The sequence below is a fragment of the Chitinophaga varians genome, from assembly GCF_014529945.1.
Classification (GTDB): domain Bacteria; phylum Bacteroidota; class Bacteroidia; order Chitinophagales; family Chitinophagaceae; genus Chitinophaga; species Chitinophaga varians.
In genome coordinates, this window is the sequence record NZ_JACVFB010000003.1 from 201,223 (window position 1) to 218,362 (window position 17,140).

Below are 17,140 nucleotides of genomic sequence, written 5' to 3' on the forward strand. Positions count from 1 at the left end.
GCCGGTCACACAAATTCGTTATTTTGACGCCCGTCTGGCATTAACGCCAGTACGAAAAAATCAACGATGAATAACAACCGGATGAAAACCCTCTGGTGGCATTTGGCTGCCATAGCGCTTTTTGCGGGCCTGGCCCTGCTGTTCTGCAGTCCCGTACTGGACGGCAAAGCCCTTTTTCAATCAGACATGATGCATCACCAGGGCATGCAAAAAGAAGCACTGGACTTCTATAATAACACCGGAGAAATACCGATGTGGACCAACAGCATGTTTGGCGGAATGCCTACGTATGTGATCTTTACCGGTCCGCCGGTGAGTGCCATCTGGTATCTCAACAAACTGTTCACGCTCTGGCTGCCCAATCCGGCAGACATGCTGTTTGTGAATATGCTGGGCATGTACCTGCTCTTGTGTGTGCTCGACTTTCGTTACTGGATAAAAATATTGGGTGCCATTGCCTATGGTTTTGCCACCTTCAGTATTATCAGCATGGAAACGGGGCATATCACCAAAGTTATGGCCATGGCCTATATGGCGCCGGTACTGGCAGGCATTATCCTCACCTATCGCGGGAAATGGATAGCTGGTGCGTGTTTAACAGCCATCGCCACCACTTTGCTTATTTATAACAATCACCTGCAGATCACCTATTACACACTTATCATGGTGATGGGACTGGTGATCAGCACTTTTATTTTTGCCCTTCGGGCGAAACAATTGCCCTCGTTCTTCAAAGCCTCGGCGTTGTTGGTGGTAGCGGCTGTATTGGCGATACTGCCCAATATGGACAACCTGTTGATATTAAAAGAATACACCCGTTACACTATCCGCGGCAGCGAATCTGAACTAAGCGGCAAACAAAAGGGCCAACCTGGTTTGGATGTGGAATATGCCTTTCAGTGGAGCTACGGTCCCGGAGAAACGTTTACCATGCTCGTACCCGGCGTGGTGGGCAATTCCACGTCAGAGAAATTGTCAGTCAGCTCACACACCTACAAAGCACTGACAGCCATGGGCGTGCCCGCCGTGCAGGCAGAACAACTGGTCAACAGCCGCCGGTGGCCGCTATACTGGGCCGGGCAGCCCATGACAGCCGGACCGGTGTATCTGGGCGTGATCATTTGTTTGTTAACGGTACTGTCACTATTGATTATCCGTAGTCCGCACAAATGGTGGTGGATAGCCGTGGCGGCCTTCGCCATCGTGATCAGCTGGGGCCATAACTTTGCCGCCTTCAATAACTTTTTGTTCTATCATCTCCCGTTATATAACAAATTCAGGGCGCCTACCATGGCGCTGGTGATCGTACAGGTGAGCTTTGTCGTGCTGGCCTGTTGGGCGTTGCAGGAATTGATAGACAACAAATTGCCCAAAGCGCAACTGATGCAGGCCTTGCAAAAATCGACTGTCATCACCGGCGGCCTTGTTATTGGAGTCGCTATTTTCGGGCCGTTCATCTATTCTTTTAGTGGTCCTAAGGATGCCTCTTTTCTGCAACAATACACGCAGATGCTGGGTAGTAAAGACGCAGCCAATACCCTGATGGCTGCATTGAGAAAAGACCGTAGCAGCCTGCTTTTGCGGGATGGTATCCGCGCGCTGGTACTGATCGCCATCGCTTATGGTGTGATGTGGGCTTATCTCAAAGACAAGCTGAAAGCCATGCCGGCATTGGTAATAATGACGGCTGTTGTGTTGTTTGATTTGTTTCAGGTAGACAAAAACTACATGAGCGAAGAGAGCTTTATGAATCCCGATCGGCTGGCATCCTACATTTCACCGACGGCTGCAGATGAAAAAATCCTTCAGGACAAAACGCCGTATTTCCGGGTACTGAACGCCACCACCAACCCGTTCCTCGATGCCAATACGTCGTATATGCATAAGTCGATCGGTGGCCAAAGCCCGGCCAAGCTGTGGATCTATCAGGATCTGATTGAACATCAGATTGCGAAAAACAACCGGGCGGTACTCAATATGCTGAACACGCGTTACATTATTGCGCCGGACCCGTCCACCGGTCAGCCGGTAGCGCAGTTCAATCCGCAGGCGCTGGGCAATGCGTGGTTTGTAAATGGTATTCACTGGGCGCCGAATGCAGATGCAGAGATGAGCGCCATGGACGGCTTTAACCCGGCCGACACGGTGGTCATCGATCGCCGCTTTCAGGCGCAGGTGGGCAATTTCACGCCTGTAAAGGACAGCGGTGCCGGTATTACGTTGACAAAGTACAGTCTGAACGATCTGCATTTCAGCAGTCACAATACGCATGACGGTTTCGCTGTTTTCTCCGATATCTACTACCCGGCAGGCTGGAAAGCTTATATCGACCGGCAGGAAGCGGATATTATCCGGGTGAACTACGCCCTGCGGGGGTTGAAGATTCCTGCCGGGAAACATGACATTGTGTTTGAATTCCGTCCGAAGACATTCATTACCGGCCGTAAGATTGCAGCGGTTTCTTCCTGGATACTGATAGCGATGGTGGCCGGGGGATTGCTCTGGGAAAGCTGGCGTCGTTTCCGCCAGTAAAAAAGTATGGCCGGGGATGTTATCCCCGGCCATTGAGGTTAAAAAACTGTCCGTTTATTGTCCATTTCCGATTAGACCAGTAAGGCAGCACCATCTGCCGGGATGAACATCGTCTGCCAGCCGTATGGCAGGATAGCAGACAATATGCTGTAACAATGGCTGAATGGCCTTTAGCTGCAATACAGCAAAAGTAGCGCTCCCGCGCATCCACATTTGTAGCAATAATATTAAATCGTTGTAGTCAGATTACTACGGAGAGGGGTATACGGCAATTATGCCTGGTCGGAGGAATTGTTGTCCGCCAGCTGGCGCCGCGCCTGTTCCAGCTGCGCAATGGTTTTTTCCAGGGCAGCCGTACGTTCCGCCACCATGGCTTCCAGCTGGTTGGCCCTGATCTGTAGCAATGCCCGTTCCTGTCTTTCCACTTTCAGTTTTTCTGCCGTCAGTCTCCGGGCGGCCGCCAGATAATATACCACCGGGTATATCAGCGATCCTACCAATAATGCGCGGTAGGTCAACCGGATCAGCACCCTGCCCCAGGGACGTTGCGGGTAGGCATCCAGGGGGAAATCTTCAAAAGGTGAGAGGTAATAAAAAATGATGGAGGTGACGGCCGCCAGGCATAAAGTACCTGCCAGCTTTAGCCACCGGGGGATATAGTCGGTCTGTACCGCGAAGGCAGCGATGATCCAGACGAGGAAGCACCAGCCGAAAATGACAAGCTGAGACCCGATCAGATTGGCCGGATTGTCCCACTGCCCTTCCCGAAGCCGGATGCCTAGTACGGAATTGGCCAACAGGAAGGTAAAAAACAATCCAGGCACCCAAAACCATTCCATGGCCGGGGTCGACGTGCTTTCGTATTCGGTGTTTCGCTGCATGCTCGGTTGGGTATTTGACAGACAAAGATAAAAACTGCCTGTCTAAAAAAATAGCAGTGGTAGACACCACCGCCGTTGAAATGGATTATGTATTTGTTGAGATGGTGAGGCAGATTGTAGAAACAACGCCTCACAGCCGTTTAACCCTTAGAACTATTGTTCGGCGCCTATCCAGGCAAAAGTCCAAAGCAGCACCATAAAGAATACGAAAACAATGATGAACCATTTAAAGGAGCCATCGTGATCGTCATAAAACGGATCTTCCATTGCGGTAATGATTTGAGGGAAATCATATGGCAGTGGACTGATTATTGGTATACCATAAGTGTTGAGAAAAAAATAGTCATTTTTATAAACTATAAATGCTATTTCATATCTACTACAGTCAATTTTAGAATAACAAACAGCAGAATAACCCCACTAGATGTATTTTCCAATTCGAAACATTCAGAAATGGCAAAAGGAAAAGATCCCAGATTTGAGGCAGTGCGCACACTGATAGAGGGAGGTCAGATCAAGGACCTCAGAGGTATCTATGATATTATTCCAATGACCACCGTAGGAACGGCGGTAGGTATCCACAAGTCCACCCTGTACAAAAAACTGATGAATCCCGGGTTATTAAAAATTGAAGAATGTATTTTATTGGGTAAAGCATTCGGGTTGACGCCACAGGTGATCATGACACTGGCACTTAACCAGATGCATAAAAAGTCTTCCTAAATTTCCTGTCCCCCTCCAGATTTACGGTTATCCCCATCCAGACGCGTGTTTTGGTGAATAAAAGTCAAAAACGTAAACACAATATACAATTTTATAAACAATAAATCCAATTTTGTAAACTGTCAAGGCAATAAAAAATACATCTCAGTTAATTTGGGAAACTGAGCATGTCACCATGGAAATTCCAGAATCAAAACGACATACACTTTCCGGATTGATCAGAAAGGGAATCGCCGAAGCCGCGCTTCCAGAGAAGGAAAGGAGCCTGGACCCGGGCATTTATAACTTCAAGACACTGCTGGAATACGTCAAGCATACGGCATTAACCAAAGACGCCGGCTTCAATAAAGCCACTCTTTCAAAAAAACTGGCCCAGCCGGAACTGATGAAAATAGCTGAATGTGTGAAACTGGCTGCTGTACTGTATGTAACGCCTCAGGAGGTGATGACCCTCGCCCTCAATGAAATCAGTCAGCGCCCTCCTAAAAAAGCCAAAGCAAAGAAAGCAGCGGCCAAATCTGCCGGCGAAAAAAAAGTCAGATAATTTTCCGATCATCTGTCTCCCCAAGCCTGACTTTATAAGTCTGGCAACGTTTTAGACATAATAGTGGTAGGTTTCACCTCTTCTCTGAACCCAGGCAATTCCAGCCTCGTTTTTCCCGTCTTCATAAACCCGTTGCGCTCATAAAACCGGATAGCTGTTTCATTGACGTCCACTACGTACAATACAATAGCGGATTTCTGTTTCTCCCGGGCAATTCCTTCTATCTTCTCCATGGCTATTTTACCTACGCCGGTACCTTTAACTTCAGCCAGCATATAAATACGTTCCAGCTCCAGCGCATTGGGGAAACGCAATGCCTGATCGGATGCTTTCAGCTGGTCGTTGAGTTTAACGAAGCCCGCAGGCTGATCGTCGGCATAGATCAGGTAATAAGTGGTGCCCGGGTCCAGGATATCTTTCGTCAGGCGCTCTGCAGAAAAAGAGCCGGCAAGATACTGTTCCAGGGCGGCGGCGGACTCCCACTGGTTCGTGAAATGTTGTGTATAAGCTGTTGTGCAAACATCATGCAGCAGGCTGACGTCTTTTAGAGCTGCTGCGATAAGATCGACCTTCATTATTTACCTATTTTGTTATTTTTTATTTTTCCGTTGGCAGGTACATCAGCATTAAATCATGTGAATCATGGTTACTGTTATCAGCATCATGATCAGCTCATCGTTGATAGAAGCTCTGAGGATGCGGAGGGCTTTACGCATGTGTTGTTCCACGGTATTCACGGAAATGTGTAATCGTTCAGCCACTTCCTTATTAGAGAGTTGTTCTTCGCGGCTGAGGAGGAAAACGGCGCGGCACTGATCGGGCAGCTGCTGTATTTTGCGGCGTAGCCTGGTTTCCAGTTCTTTCAGTTCCAGTTTATCCGGCCCGATACCAGCAGATGGCAGATAGTTTTCACGGAGCAGGGCTTCCTTTTTCAGTTGCAACAGCTGTTGCCGGTGATGGTTATAGATACGGTTACGTGTGGCAATAAAAAGGTAGTTTTCCAGAACGGTGTTTTCGGGTAACCGTGACTGTTGGCGGTAGAGCGACAGGAACACATCCTGTACCAGTTCCTGCGATGCCTCCATATGGCCCGTCTTTTTATAGGCCAGGTTCACCAGCCTGATATAATGACGGGCATAAAGCTGGTCAAAGGCTTTCTCATCGCCGTTTTGCCAGGACCGGAGCAGGGCTGTATCGGTATTTTCCGCGTGTGGTTCGATGGCTATACGATTTTTATCAAATCTAATAATTATTCACTTGTATTTTACCGTTGTTATATTCCTGCTTATCCTGAAAAAAAATTTTCGGACAGGATAACGGCAACAGATTAAATTGGTGTTATTTAATGTAGCCAGTCGCATCATTACCGTTATGGATGAACAAAATTTGTATGTACTGTTACAGAAATATAGCCAGGGTGCCTGCACTGAAGAAGAGCTTACGACGCTGGAGGCCTGGTATGCCATGCTCGGGCAGGATTTGCCTGATGAAGTGATAGACCCGCAAAGCGAGGCTGCGCGGCAACTCACACAGCAACAGCTGCTGGCATTACGGGCACGGTTGTCTGTAGCTCCTGTAGCAGCGTCACTGACGGTAGTGAAACGGAGCCTCTGGAAAAAGGCGGGGCGTTATGCTGCTATCTGGACCAGCGTATTGGTGCTGGCCGGCGCAGGTTACTGGTGGTACAGTACCGGCAGTAATCCTACGGCAGTGAGTGTACGGCGCTACGCTGGCGGACAAACGAATTTTGACCGTTACCTGACATTGCCGGATGGCAGTACCGTTGTGCTGCACAGAGGCAGCCGGCTGGTGGTACCGGAGCACTTCAACGGCCCCTCCAGAGAGGTAACGTTGCTGGGGGAAGCCTATTTCGATATCCGGTCCGACAGCGCGAAGCCATTTGTCATCAATACCGGTCAACTGAAAACGACCGTACTGGGCACTGCTTTTAACATCAGCGCCTATCCGGAGCAGCCGGAGATAACGGTGTCGGTTACACGTGGAAAAGTAAAAGTGGAAGATGGCACCAAAGTGCTGGCCGTATTGACACCCGATCAACAAATCGTTTACAATACAAAAAATGCAGCCGCCCGTCAGGAAGCCGTGAATGCGGCCGCCCGGGCGAGCTGGACCACCAACGAGATGGTTTTTGAAAATGCCACTTTCGAAAACATCGCCAATACACTCAGTAAACGTTATGAAGTGAACATACAATTCAGTGATGACGCTTTAAAACAATGCCCTGTCCGCGTATCCTTCGCAGGTACTGAATCACTCGAAGAAGTCCTCGATGTGATCTGCGGTGTCAGAAACGCCACGTATCAAATAGAAAACGGCCGCGACGTGCTCATAAAAGGCAAAGGCTGCTAAGACGACGATAAAACACATCATTCAAAACCAAAATTGATAACTGTAACAAGTTAAATGGACAAAGTGCGCCCTGTTTGCTAAATCAATTTAGCATCAAAATCAGCCACCAGTGCGCCGTTACTGATTCTATGCATCACTAAAATCTACATCGCATGAAACCACAATGATCACCATCAAACAACACGTTCTGAAGTAAAACACTTTCATCAGCCTGAAAGCTGAAAGTCGTGACAGCAGCATCCTGCTGTTAACGGCTGCCTATTTCCTAACAATTTTAAAAGAATGCCCGTTATGCACAAGTTTTTAGCTGTGACCACACAGCTGACAGCCACGCTATTGCCCTGTATGTTCCGCCACGGCCGGCACATGGCAAAAACCATCACCCTGGCCCTGCTCAGCATCCTGTTACTGTCATCCGTACTCTCTGCCTCCCCCGGCAGAGCGCAAGACATCTCTACCAAACAAATCACCCTGACACTAAAAAATGAAACACTTAAAAGCGCCCTGGGCAAAGTAGAAAGCCTGTCAGGCTTCCGCCTCGCCTATCCGCCCGAACAAGTGAACCTGTACAAAAATGTCAGTCTGCCTAAAGCCACCCGCAGCGTTAAAACAACCCTGGAGCTGTTGCTGACGGACACCTATCTGCACTTCCGGCAGTCAGACAACATCATCATCATTTTTCGCCCGTCGGAGCAAAACGGCCATACCGCAGATACCTCGGTACGTCCGGCCCCGCAGGCATCCAACGGCGCGATGCGTACCATTATCGGCTCGGTCATGGAAAACAAAACCAATGTGGTACTCCCCGGCGTGTCTGTACAGGTAAAAGGGACCAGCAGAGGCACCCAGACACAAAGCGACGGTACCTACAGCATACAGGTGCCTGCCAACATGAAAACACTGGTGTTCTCCTTCATTGGCTATGAAACGAGAGAAGTGGAAATATCCGCCTCCAACCAGACAGACGTGACCATGATGCCTTCCAGCCTCGGCCTGAAAGACGTAGTGGTAGTGGCTTACGGTCAACAGAAAAAAGCGACCGTCACCGGCGCCATCGCTTCCATCAGCACGAAGGAACTGGTGCAGAGCCCCGTGTCCAACCTCACCAACGCCCTGGCAGGACGCCTTCCCGGCCTCATCACCACCCAGCGCAGCGGTGAGCCCGGCGTAGATGCCAGCAACCTGTACATCCGCGGCGTAGGCACGCTCAACGGCGCCTCCCCCATCATCATGGTAGACGGTATCGAGCGGCCCATGGATTATGTAGATCCCAACGATATCGAAACACTCACCATCCTGAAAGATGCCGCCGCCACCGCCGTACTGGGTATGCGCGGCGCCAACGGGGCCATCCTCATCACCACCAAAAGAGGCAAGGCCGGCGCCCCTTCCGTGAACTTCCGCGCCTCCACAGGCATCACCGAAGCCACCCGCCTGCCGCAATACCTGGGCTCCTACGATTATGCCTCGCTGCTCAACGAAGCACTGAAAAATGACGGCGCCCAGCCTGCCTTCACACAAGCACAGCTGGATGGCTACAAAAGCGGGAAACTGCCCAACACCGATTATTACAAGTTCATCATGAAACCATCCACCGTAGCACAGGGCAACCTGAACGTCAGCGGCGGTAACAACATCGCCCGCTACTTCATCTCCGCCGGCTACAACGTGCAGGACGGCCTCTACGCCCATACCAAAGAAAACCAGGACGGCTATACGGGCAACAACAATATGAAACGGTACAACCTGCGCGCCAACGTAGACGTGGACATCACTCCCGATCTGGCTGCCCGCGTAGACATTGCCGGTATCATGACCGACCGCCGCGATGGTAACAACTCCGCCAGCACTATCATGAACCTGGCCAACCGCATGGCGCCCATCTACCCTATCGTGAACCCTGACGGTTCCCTCTGGGGCAACGGCACCTTTCAGTCCAACATACTCGGGGAACTGTCGCAGAAAGGATACCGCCGCTGGTACAACAATACCGTACAAGGGACCTTCGCCCTCACCCGCAAACTGGATATCATCACTAAAAACCTGACGGCAAAAGTTTCTTTTTCGTACGACAACACCAACTCGCCATCTGCCTCCTATACCCGCAACTACGCTGTATTTGAGCCATTATACGACGCACAGGGCAACATCACCAACTACAAACAATCCGGTCAGGATACCAAAATAGATCCTAACGGCTCCTTCAGCGGAGGCGGCGCCAACCGCAGTACTTACCTGGAGGCCACGGCCAACTGGAACCGGCAGTTCGGCCGCCATGAAGCTACCGCCATGGTGTTATGGAACCGTCGCCTCAACGAAAACGGATCGTCCATTCCCCGGGCTTATCAGTCGCTGCTCTTTCGCGGCACTTACAACTACCTGCAGAAATACCTGCTGGAATTCAGCGCTTCCTATCAGGGCTCTGAGAATTTCCCCAAAGAAAGTCGCTACGGCTTCTTTCCCTCCATCTCCGCCGGATGGGTGCTGTCTGAAGAAAGTTTCATCAAAGACAATATTCCGGCCATCAACTTCCTGAAAATACGCGGCTCCTATGGTGAAGTAGGTAACGACCAGGCGGGCAGCGACCGTTTCCTGTGGTTCACCTCCTGGGGCGGCGGCAGCCAGTATTATTTCGGCACCAATGCCAGTCAGGCTAACGGCTGGCAACAAGGCCCCATCGGTAACCCCGGCGTTACCTGGGAACGCGGCAGGCAGGCTAACGTAGCCCTCGAAGCCCGTTTCTGGAACAACCTGTTAGGCGTATCCCTCGATCTGTTTACCCAGCGCAGAAGCAAAATCCTCATCCGTCGCAATACCCTCTCCGATGTATTTGGTCAGGATATCAAAGCACAAAACATCGGTATTGTGGACAACAAAGGATTTGAGCTGGAGCTGAGCCATGAGAACACCATTGGCCGCGTACATTATTTCATCAAGCCCAATGTCACTTTTGCCCGTAACAACATCGTGTACCAGGATGAAGTGGCGCGGGCCTATTCCTGGATGAAACGTACCGGTCACCCTATCGGCACCAAATTCGGCCTGATCTCCGAAGGCTTCTTTAAAGACCAGGCTGACGTAGACAACAGTCCTTTCCAGAATTTCTCTGCCTATGGCCCCGGTGACTTCAAATACAAAAAACTCACCGGTAAAGAATACGATTTTATTCAGTCCGATTTCGATGAAACAGCTATCGGTTACGCCCGTACGCCGGAGATCATGTTCGGCGCCACGCTGGGAGCAGCCTACAAAGGCTTTGACATCTCCCTGTTGCTCCAGGGAGCAGCCCACACCGATGTGATGCTCAACAACGAAGCCGTCTATGAATTCTTTCAGGGCGGTAAAGTGAAGCCTTTCCATCTCGGCCGCTGGACACCGGAAACAGCTGCCACCGCCACTTATCCGCGCCTGCACAGCAACACCAACGGTAACAATCACCGTGGCTCTTCTTTCTGGGTAAAAGATGCCAGCTACCTGCGCCTAAAAAACGCGGAAATAGGCTATCAACTGCCCAAAAACTGGGTGAAACAGGTGGGCCTCTCCTATGTTCGTTTATACGCCAACGGTATGAACCTCTTTACCTGGGACAAACTGAAAGACTATCAGGTAGATCCTGAAATCGGTGATGGCAACGGCGCCATGTATCCCATTCAGCGCATCTGGAATTTCGGTATCGATGTAAGATTCTAAAAATGAACGTTATGCAATATTCATCTCTCTATAAAAAAATCATCCTCTTAGGTGTACTGGCCACCCTCACTTTCAGTGCCTGCAAAAAAGGGTTTCTTGACAGGGCCGCCACCACCCAGCAACAGGACAAAGACATCTTCACCAATTTTGCGATGACCGACCAGGTAGTCAACAACCTGTATTCCCGGTTGCGCGGCGCCTATACCTACCTCGGTGGTTATTCTATGTCGTCCGGCACCGATGAAGCCAAAGACGCCTCCAACTGGATGGCCTCCATGAGTTTCAACAACGGCTCCTGGTCCGGCAACAACAACCCTATCGGCAATACGTGGCGCGATAACTATGTCGCTATCCGTCAGGCCAACGCTATTCTGGAAGGCATCGCCCAATACAAAACCCCGGACGACGCCAACAACCCAGGCGCGCTGGCCAACCGTATCGGCGAAGTGTATTTCCTCCGCGCCTACTATCTGGCAGAACAGGTGCGTCAGTTTGGTGGCGTGATCATCGTTACCAAAACCATTGACCAGAACGACAAGGCCGCCCTCAATCAACCCCGCAGCCCTTATGATGCCTGTATCAATCAGATACTGGCCGACTGCGACGAGGCCATGAAACGGCTGCCTGTCAGCTATTCTTCCACGCAGATAGGCCGCGTCACCAAAGGCACCTGTCTCGCGCTCAAAGCACGCATGCTGTTATACAGCGCCAGTCCCCTCTGGGCCATCGCCGGTAAAAACGGTTTCCTGGCCGATATCAGCTCCAATAACACCGCTTCCGACCCGGAGAAATGGCGCAAAGCTGCCGAAGCCGCCAAAGCGGTGATAGACCTCCAAACACCGCAGGGAGGCGTCGCCTACCGCCTGGAAAGCACACTGGCCGGCAGACTGGCCATGTTCACCAGCAACACGCTGTTGAGCCCGGAAGTGATCTGGGTACGGATGAAAGAAACCAACCAGGACTATGACCGCTACCTGTTTCCCTACGGCAGCAACGGTTGGTCTGGCTGCTCTCCCACCCAAAACCTGGTAGACGATTATGAAATGGCCAACGGCCTGCCCATCAGCGACCCTGCTTCCGGTTATGATCCCGCCAAACCCTACATCGGCCGCGATCCCCGGTTCTACACCGACATCAGTTATAACGGCGCCCCCTGGAAAGGACGGAAAATAGAAACGTTCGAAAGAGGGAAAGACGAACAGAGCACCCAAACAGATCACAGCCGTACCGGCTACAGTTGCCGTAAACTGGCCGACGAAAGCATCACCATCAACCAGGGACCTGGCCGCGATGTGCACGGTATCTTCTTCCGGCTGGCTGAATTTTACCTCAGCTACGCAGAGGCGCTCAACGAATACGATCCCGGTAATGCCGATATCGCCAAATACATCAACCTGATACGTGCCCGCGCCGGCCAACCGCCACTGCCTGCAGGCCTCACGCAGGCAGACATGCGTAAACGTATCCGCAACGAAAGACGAATTGAACTGAGCTTCGAGAACCACCGCTTCTGGGATGTACGCCGCTGGAAGATCGCAGAGAACACCGAAAAAACCATCTGGGGCATGCGTCCCATCGCCGACGCCTCCGCTCCCGATGGCTACCGCTACGAGCGGTTTAAAGTAGAAGACCGCCTGTGGCGCAACGCGATGTATGTAATTCCTATCACGACGGATGAAACCCTCCGTAATACCGCATTAAAACAAAATGAGGGCTGGTAATATGAAAACGATCCGATTACTCATACTCAGCACCGGCCTGTTCATCCAAGCTTGTGCCCACGACAACAGTACTCCCGCCGCGGAGGCCACAACGATAGCCGCCACCACCGATTCCATTACCCGTGGCGACTATACGCTGGTGTTCATCAACCAGTCGCCAACTTTCGACAAACAGGTGAAAGAAAGAATGATCAATACTTTCTTCACCGTATATCCTGTGCTGGCCAATGCCTACAACCCTAACACGCTGAAGAAAGTCACCTTTGTGATAGACCCTGGCTACACCGGCGTGGCCGCCACCAGCGGTGGACGGGTAGTCTACAACCCCGAATGGTTCCGGCAGCACCCCGGCGACATCGACGTGGTGACACATGAAGTGATGCATATCGTACAGGCGTACCCGGGAGGAGCCGGCCCGGGCTGGCTCACCGAAGGCATCGCAGACTATGTGCGTTACCGTTATGGTGTGGACAATGCCGGCGCCGGATGGGCCATGCCCGACTATACCCCGTCGCAACGATACGACAACAGCTACCGCATCACTGCGCGTTTCCTCGTATGGCTGGAGAAAAATGTCAACGACAAACTCGTCAAAACACTGGATGCCAGCATGCGGAGCAAAACCTATTCACCCGGCATCTGGCAAACCCAGACAGGCAAAACACTGGATGACCTGTGGCAGGACTACGCCAGCCGGCCAACTTTATAAATACCTGGAAAAATGTCATCCCGACTCATCGGAATGTAGTGATGCACGTTTTACAACGCCCCGGGCTTCCCGCCCGGGGCTACTATTATCCGGAATAATGCAGCCCCCTTCCCTCCATCTCCACAGTTGACGAAATAATGACCCGGAAAACAATTTTGTTTTTCTATATTTGATAACCTTACTGCGCCAAATATGAACAGAAAGAGTTGTCTCCCCCCTCCGGGACCTTAGTATTACTTCATCAGAAGACAATAGCCGACAGTGTTCCCCCCGGCAGTCTGTTTATGCCACCCTCTTCCATTGATTCATACATTCACGTGCCTGTTCCGCGAGAACGGGCGGATAATTCTTTATGAAAAAAACATATCTCATCTTACACTTATCGGTGATCATCGCCGCTTTTACCGGAATATTCGGAAAACTCATTTCACTCAACGAAGGACTTCTGGTCTGGTATAGAATATGCTTTTCTTTTGTCTGGTTGTTTTTCATCGTGAAACTGTTTAAGGTAAACACCGCCATTTCCACACGGGAGAAGTGGGATATTGCCAAAATCGGTTTGCTGATCTCCATCCACTGGATATTTTTTTATGGCAGTATCAAATACGGTAATATCTCCATCGGGGCCGTCTGTTATTGCCTGACCAGCTTCTTCACGGCCATCTTCGCACCGCTGATCAACAGGAAGAAGTTCGCCGTCACCGAACTGGTGCTCAGCCTCTTTACCCTGCTGGGCATCAGCCTCATCTTTCACTTCGATGTGTCTTATCAGCTGGGCATCGCACTAGGCACAATTTCGTCTGCGTTCGCCGCGCTGTATACCATTTACAACGAACGGCTGGTAAAAAAATACGACAGTAAACTGATCAACTATTATCAGATGATGGGCGGCACTATTGGCTGGGGAGTTTTATTGCCGGTATACCTGCATTACTTCCCGGTAAAAAATATTATTCCGGGCCTCGAAGACACCGTATATCTGTTACTGTTATCCCTGATCTGCACCGTTGGACTGTACATTATGTTTGCAGAATCTTTAAAAAGGATTCCTGCCTTCACGGTAAACCTGAGTTTTAATATGGAACCAATATACGCCATCACCATGGCTTTCCTGTTCTTTGGAGAAGGCAAGCAGGTAAATGGAGCGTTTTATGTGGGACTGCTGCTGGTAGGCGTTTCTGTGATTTTGCAAACAGTGATTTCAGTGCGGCAAAAACGTAGATTGGCTGGGAATGGTAGTGCTTTGGAGGTTTCGGAGGATTAGATTCATCCATCCATTAAATCGGATTGGATTCCATTAGATCTCATTGAATTTGTTTGAATCGATTGATTCGATTGATTCGATTGATTCGATTGATCCCAATCATCCCAATCATCCCATTAATCCCAGGGCTAAAGCCCTGGGCTATGATGTTATTCAAATTCTTTCGATGATGGATGCTGTTATTGATAGAAGATTCTGACCAAAGCCCCGGGCTATGCTGTAATGCTTCGTAAACGAAAACATTTATCATTAAAGAAATTTGAACAACATCATAGCCCAGGGCTTTAGCCCTGGGATCGTTCGTGTGAGGACGCATGCCCTCTATAATTTATATTGCGACATATGCCTCATTGATTTACGCGAGTGCATACGCCGTTATAATATTCGTCAGTTGCAGGTTAGCCTGTTCCAGGCCTGTTAATAGTTCTTCCGCCGGCAACACACCTGTTGTGGTTAAATGATGATAATAATCGATGCCTTTGGTGAGTTGTTCACAGAAAGCGCGGAAATATTTTTGTTGCTGCGCCAGTGTGTGCTGCCGCCGGGCTTTTTCCAGTTGTTCGGTCAGGTAATCCAGGTACAGCTTTAGTTCTGTGATAAACATGTGAGGTCTTGCGCTTCCTTCCATTATATCCTGACGGCCATAGATATGGTCCGTCATGGTTTGCAGCGATACTTCTTTATTAAAGTATGCGATGCCTGGTCCGGGGCAGATATTGACTGCATGCTGCCCTTTCACGAACGGCTGTTCATATTCAATAGCGGCCGCATTACTAAGCCCAACACATAAACATTCTTTGTCCAATACAGCTGCCAGTTGTTCCAGGTATACGTCTTCCGGCAGTTGGAGCGATTGCAGTTGTGCTGTTTTCAGGCGTTGGTACTGGCGGGAGGCAGTACAGATGGGCTTTTCCGTGAATTCAGTATTAAACGACAGGTGTTTCTCTGTGCAGGGGCTGCCGGGTTTTCCGGCCTGGATACGTGCCAGTCGTTCTTTTTCGGCCGTGCTGCCTTTCAGGTAATGGAAGCGGGCGCCCAGGGGAGAATGATAGCTCAACGTGAGATCTGCCGTGGTGGCTTTGCGCAGGCGCCGGCGTGTGTCAGCATCTACGGTGGTGGCTTCCGGTACCAGCAGGAAAGGCGTGCCCCATCCGGTGCTGTCCAGTCCGTAGTAGGTATGCAGCAGCTGATCTTCCGCGGCGGTGCCGATACCGCCCTGTGCGGAAATTTTTAGCTGTGGCGGAGCGGGAAAGGTGGTAAGCCCTTTGTTGGCTAATGCAGGATTGTAGAGCGCGAATAGTGTATCGATGAGTTCCTGTCTGCGCTGTTTGAACTCTTCCATAATAGGGCCCATTAACGTGCCGTCGGAGGGGAAGGCATGTCCGCCGCAGTTCAGTCCGGACTCTATCCGGAATTCGCTGACCCAGATGCCTTTTTTAGCGAGGTACTTTCCCTGTATGAGGGCAGAGCGAAAATCGCTGACCTTGACGATGATTTTTTTGCTGAAGTTGCCTGCTGCATCGGCGTTGAACTGTGGGTATTTCTCGAGGTAGTTGTACAGACGGGGATTCATGCCCGCAGAGAAAACGATGGAAGAATCGGTCAGGTCACTGTTGACATACCCTCTGAGGGCGGCTATTGCATCGGAGCCGTCGGTGATGGGCTGTCCGTTTGCATCGAAGTTGTCCTTGTCTGTTTTTGTCATGATGTTGACATCGATGCTGCCGGGCCGGATGGCTTTGCAGAGGCCTGACGCCAGTGAGGCTTTCTCCCGGGCGTCTGCTGTGCGGGTCATTTGCCGGTACATTTGTTGGAGCGGATGCTGCTCGGGTAACATCTCGAAGTAACGGACAATTTCGGAACCGGCTTCAAAGGCTTTGTTTTTGAGCTGCTCCATCTGTTCCTTCACGATACGGTTCACCAGGTTCAGGTAATCCGTAATACGCCGGGCCCGGTAGTCTGGCTCCGTTGCCGGAATGGGCCGGTATGTCTCCCCGACTGTCGGGTAATAATGGCTCCGCATCATTTCAATGAGCCGGTCTTCGATGATAGAGATGACAGAAGAGATGCCAAACCGCGCTACTTTAATAGGACTGTCGATCGTATACGCCAGTCCCATCACAGGTATATGGAATGTGTGCATGTTGATGAAGTTGTTTCAGGCAGCAATATTAGTAAAAAAGGACACAAATATCCTTTTTTAAATGTACCTTTGGTCAATTCATTACAAACAACAGACGGGAGATATGTTACAACTGACGAAAATATTCAGTTTTGAAACGGCGCATGCCTTACACGCGTATAATGGAAAATGCAAAAACATTCATGGGCATTCCTATAAGTTACATGTAACGGTACGAGGCCGGAGCAGTAGTGAAGACTATCTGCCGGCACCGGGGATACTGGTGGATTTTAAGGTAATCAAGGAGTTGGTGCAACAAACCATTGTGCAGCATTTCGATCACCGCCTGATCTTGTCGGCCGCCTATATGCAGGCGCATCCTGGTTGCGGCACACAGGACAACCTGTGGGTATGGGACATGGAGCCTTCAGCGGAAAACATGGTCTTGTATATGCAGCGGGTGTTGCGGGCTGCATTGCCCGAAGAGGTAGTGTTGGCGGGCCTGCGTCTCTATGAGACCAGTGATTCCTACGCGGAATGGGTGCCGGCGGTTTGACCGGTACCTCATTTCTTACTATCTTGCA

At 50.6% G+C, this 17,140-nt stretch carries 14 protein-coding genes; 9 read left to right on the forward strand and 5 right to left on the reverse strand.

The features are described 5' to 3' along the window. The first annotated feature begins 66 nt into the window (after positions 1–66). Positions 67–2,532 carry a YfhO family protein gene (locus tag ICL55_RS15250; protein WP_188098714.1) on the forward strand — a complete coding sequence of 822 codons (2,466 nt, stop codon included), beginning with the start codon at positions 67–69 and terminating at the stop codon, positions 2,530–2,532. Between the two features lie 272 nt (positions 2,533–2,804). On the opposite strand, the gene ICL55_RS15255 is transcribed toward ICL55_RS15250, so the two are convergent. Further along, on the reverse strand, positions 2,805–3,413 hold the full coding sequence (locus ICL55_RS15255) for a hypothetical protein (RefSeq protein ID WP_188098716.1): 609 nt from the start codon (positions 3,411–3,413) through the stop codon (positions 2,805–2,807). A 453-nt stretch (positions 3,414–3,866) separates the two neighbouring features. Here ICL55_RS15255 and ICL55_RS15260 point away from each other — a divergent pair, with 453 nt between their 5' ends. Further along, positions 3,867–4,136, forward strand: a complete 270-nt coding sequence (locus ICL55_RS15260; protein WP_169228178.1) for a hypothetical protein — start codon at positions 3,867–3,869, stop codon at positions 4,134–4,136. A 214-nt stretch (positions 4,137–4,350) separates the two neighbouring features. Then, positions 4,351–4,680, forward strand: coding sequence for a hypothetical protein (locus tag ICL55_RS15265; RefSeq protein ID WP_188098717.1), 330 nt, complete (start codon positions 4,351–4,353; stop codon positions 4,678–4,680). 32 nt (positions 4,681–4,712) lie between these two features. Here the strand turns inward: ICL55_RS15265 and ICL55_RS15270 are convergent, their stop codons facing one another. Together ICL55_RS15270 and ICL55_RS15275 are read right to left on the reverse strand one after the other, a co-directional pair. Next, positions 4,713–5,255: a GNAT family N-acetyltransferase gene (locus ICL55_RS15270; protein ID WP_188098719.1), complete on the reverse strand. Its 543-nt coding sequence runs from the start codon at positions 5,253–5,255 to the stop codon at positions 4,713–4,715. A gap of 51 nt (positions 5,256–5,306) precedes the next feature. Then, the gene (locus ICL55_RS15275) at positions 5,307–5,933 is read right to left on the reverse strand and encodes an RNA polymerase sigma-70 factor (RefSeq protein ID WP_188100580.1); all 627 of its coding nucleotides are present in this window, start codon (positions 5,931–5,933) and stop codon (positions 5,307–5,309) included. A 118-nt stretch (positions 5,934–6,051) separates the two neighbouring features. On the opposite strand from ICL55_RS15275, the gene ICL55_RS15280 reads away from it, so the two are divergent. The 5 genes from ICL55_RS15280 (at position 6,052) to ICL55_RS15300 (ending at position 14,434) form a co-directional block, all read left to right on the forward strand. Next, the gene (locus ICL55_RS15280) at positions 6,052–7,050 is read left to right on the forward strand and encodes a FecR family protein (protein WP_188098721.1); all 999 of its coding nucleotides are present in this window, start codon (positions 6,052–6,054) and stop codon (positions 7,048–7,050) included. A gap of 291 nt (positions 7,051–7,341) precedes the next feature. Then, on the forward strand, positions 7,342–10,740 hold the full coding sequence (locus ICL55_RS15285) for a SusC/RagA family TonB-linked outer membrane protein (protein WP_188098723.1): 3,399 nt from the start codon (positions 7,342–7,344) through the stop codon (positions 10,738–10,740). A gap of 11 nt (positions 10,741–10,751) precedes the next feature. Next, complete coding sequence (locus tag ICL55_RS15290; protein ID WP_188098725.1) at positions 10,752–12,461, forward strand: RagB/SusD family nutrient uptake outer membrane protein; 1,710 nt, start codon at positions 10,752–10,754, stop codon at positions 12,459–12,461. Position 12,462: 1 nt separating this feature from the next. After that, positions 12,463–13,170: a basic secretory protein-like protein gene (locus ICL55_RS15295; RefSeq protein ID WP_188098726.1), complete on the forward strand. Its 708-nt coding sequence runs from the start codon at positions 12,463–12,465 to the stop codon at positions 13,168–13,170. A gap of 352 nt (positions 13,171–13,522) precedes the next feature. Then, positions 13,523–14,434, forward strand: coding sequence for a DMT family transporter (locus ICL55_RS15300; RefSeq protein WP_188098728.1), 912 nt, complete (start codon positions 13,523–13,525; stop codon positions 14,432–14,434). Positions 14,435–14,474: 40 nt separating this feature from the next. Here ICL55_RS15300 and ICL55_RS15305 read toward each other — a convergent pair whose 3' ends face one another. Further along, positions 14,475–14,750, reverse strand: a complete 276-nt coding sequence (locus tag ICL55_RS15305) for a hypothetical protein (RefSeq protein ID WP_188098730.1) — start codon at positions 14,748–14,750, stop codon at positions 14,475–14,477. Between the two features lie 39 nt (positions 14,751–14,789). After that, positions 14,790–16,577: a hypothetical protein gene (locus ICL55_RS15310; protein WP_188098732.1), complete on the reverse strand. Its 1,788-nt coding sequence runs from the start codon at positions 16,575–16,577 to the stop codon at positions 14,790–14,792. Between the two features lie 103 nt (positions 16,578–16,680). Here ICL55_RS15310 and ICL55_RS15315 point away from each other — a divergent pair, with 103 nt between their 5' ends. Next, positions 16,681–17,112 (forward strand): 6-pyruvoyl trahydropterin synthase family protein, encoded by a 432-nt coding sequence (locus ICL55_RS15315; protein ID WP_223151464.1) that lies wholly within the window; start codon positions 16,681–16,683, stop codon positions 17,110–17,112. Positions 17,113–17,140: the final 28 nt, after the last annotated feature.

Coding starts and splice junctions, on each gene's coding strand:
- ICL55_RS15250 (WP_188098714.1), top strand. CDS start 67: ATGAATAACAACCGGATGAAAACCCTCTGGTGGCATTTGGCTGCCATA.
- ICL55_RS15270 (WP_188098719.1), bottom strand. CDS start 5,255: ATGAAGGTCGATCTTATCGCAGCAGCTCTAAAAGACGTCAGCCTGCTG.
- ICL55_RS15290 (WP_188098725.1), top strand. CDS start 10,752: ATGCAATATTCATCTCTCTATAAAAAAATCATCCTCTTAGGTGTACTG.
- ICL55_RS15280 (WP_188098721.1), top strand. CDS start 6,052: ATGGATGAACAAAATTTGTATGTACTGTTACAGAAATATAGCCAGGGT.
- ICL55_RS15315 (WP_223151464.1), top strand. CDS start 16,681: ATGTTACAACTGACGAAAATATTCAGTTTTGAAACGGCGCATGCCTTA.
- ICL55_RS15295 (WP_188098726.1), top strand. CDS start 12,463: ATGAAAACGATCCGATTACTCATACTCAGCACCGGCCTGTTCATCCAA.
- ICL55_RS15285 (WP_188098723.1), top strand. CDS start 7,342: ATGCACAAGTTTTTAGCTGTGACCACACAGCTGACAGCCACGCTATTG.
- ICL55_RS15255 (WP_188098716.1), bottom strand. CDS start 3,413: ATGCAGCGAAACACCGAATACGAAAGCACGTCGACCCCGGCCATGGAA.
- ICL55_RS15305 (WP_188098730.1), bottom strand. CDS start 14,750: ATGCGTCCTCACACGAACGATCCCAGGGCTAAAGCCCTGGGCTATGAT.
- ICL55_RS15300 (WP_188098728.1), top strand. CDS start 13,523: ATGAAAAAAACATATCTCATCTTACACTTATCGGTGATCATCGCCGCT.
- ICL55_RS15260 (WP_169228178.1), top strand. CDS start 3,867: ATGGCAAAAGGAAAAGATCCCAGATTTGAGGCAGTGCGCACACTGATA.
- ICL55_RS15310 (WP_188098732.1), bottom strand. CDS start 16,577: ATGCACACATTCCATATACCTGTGATGGGACTGGCGTATACGATCGAC.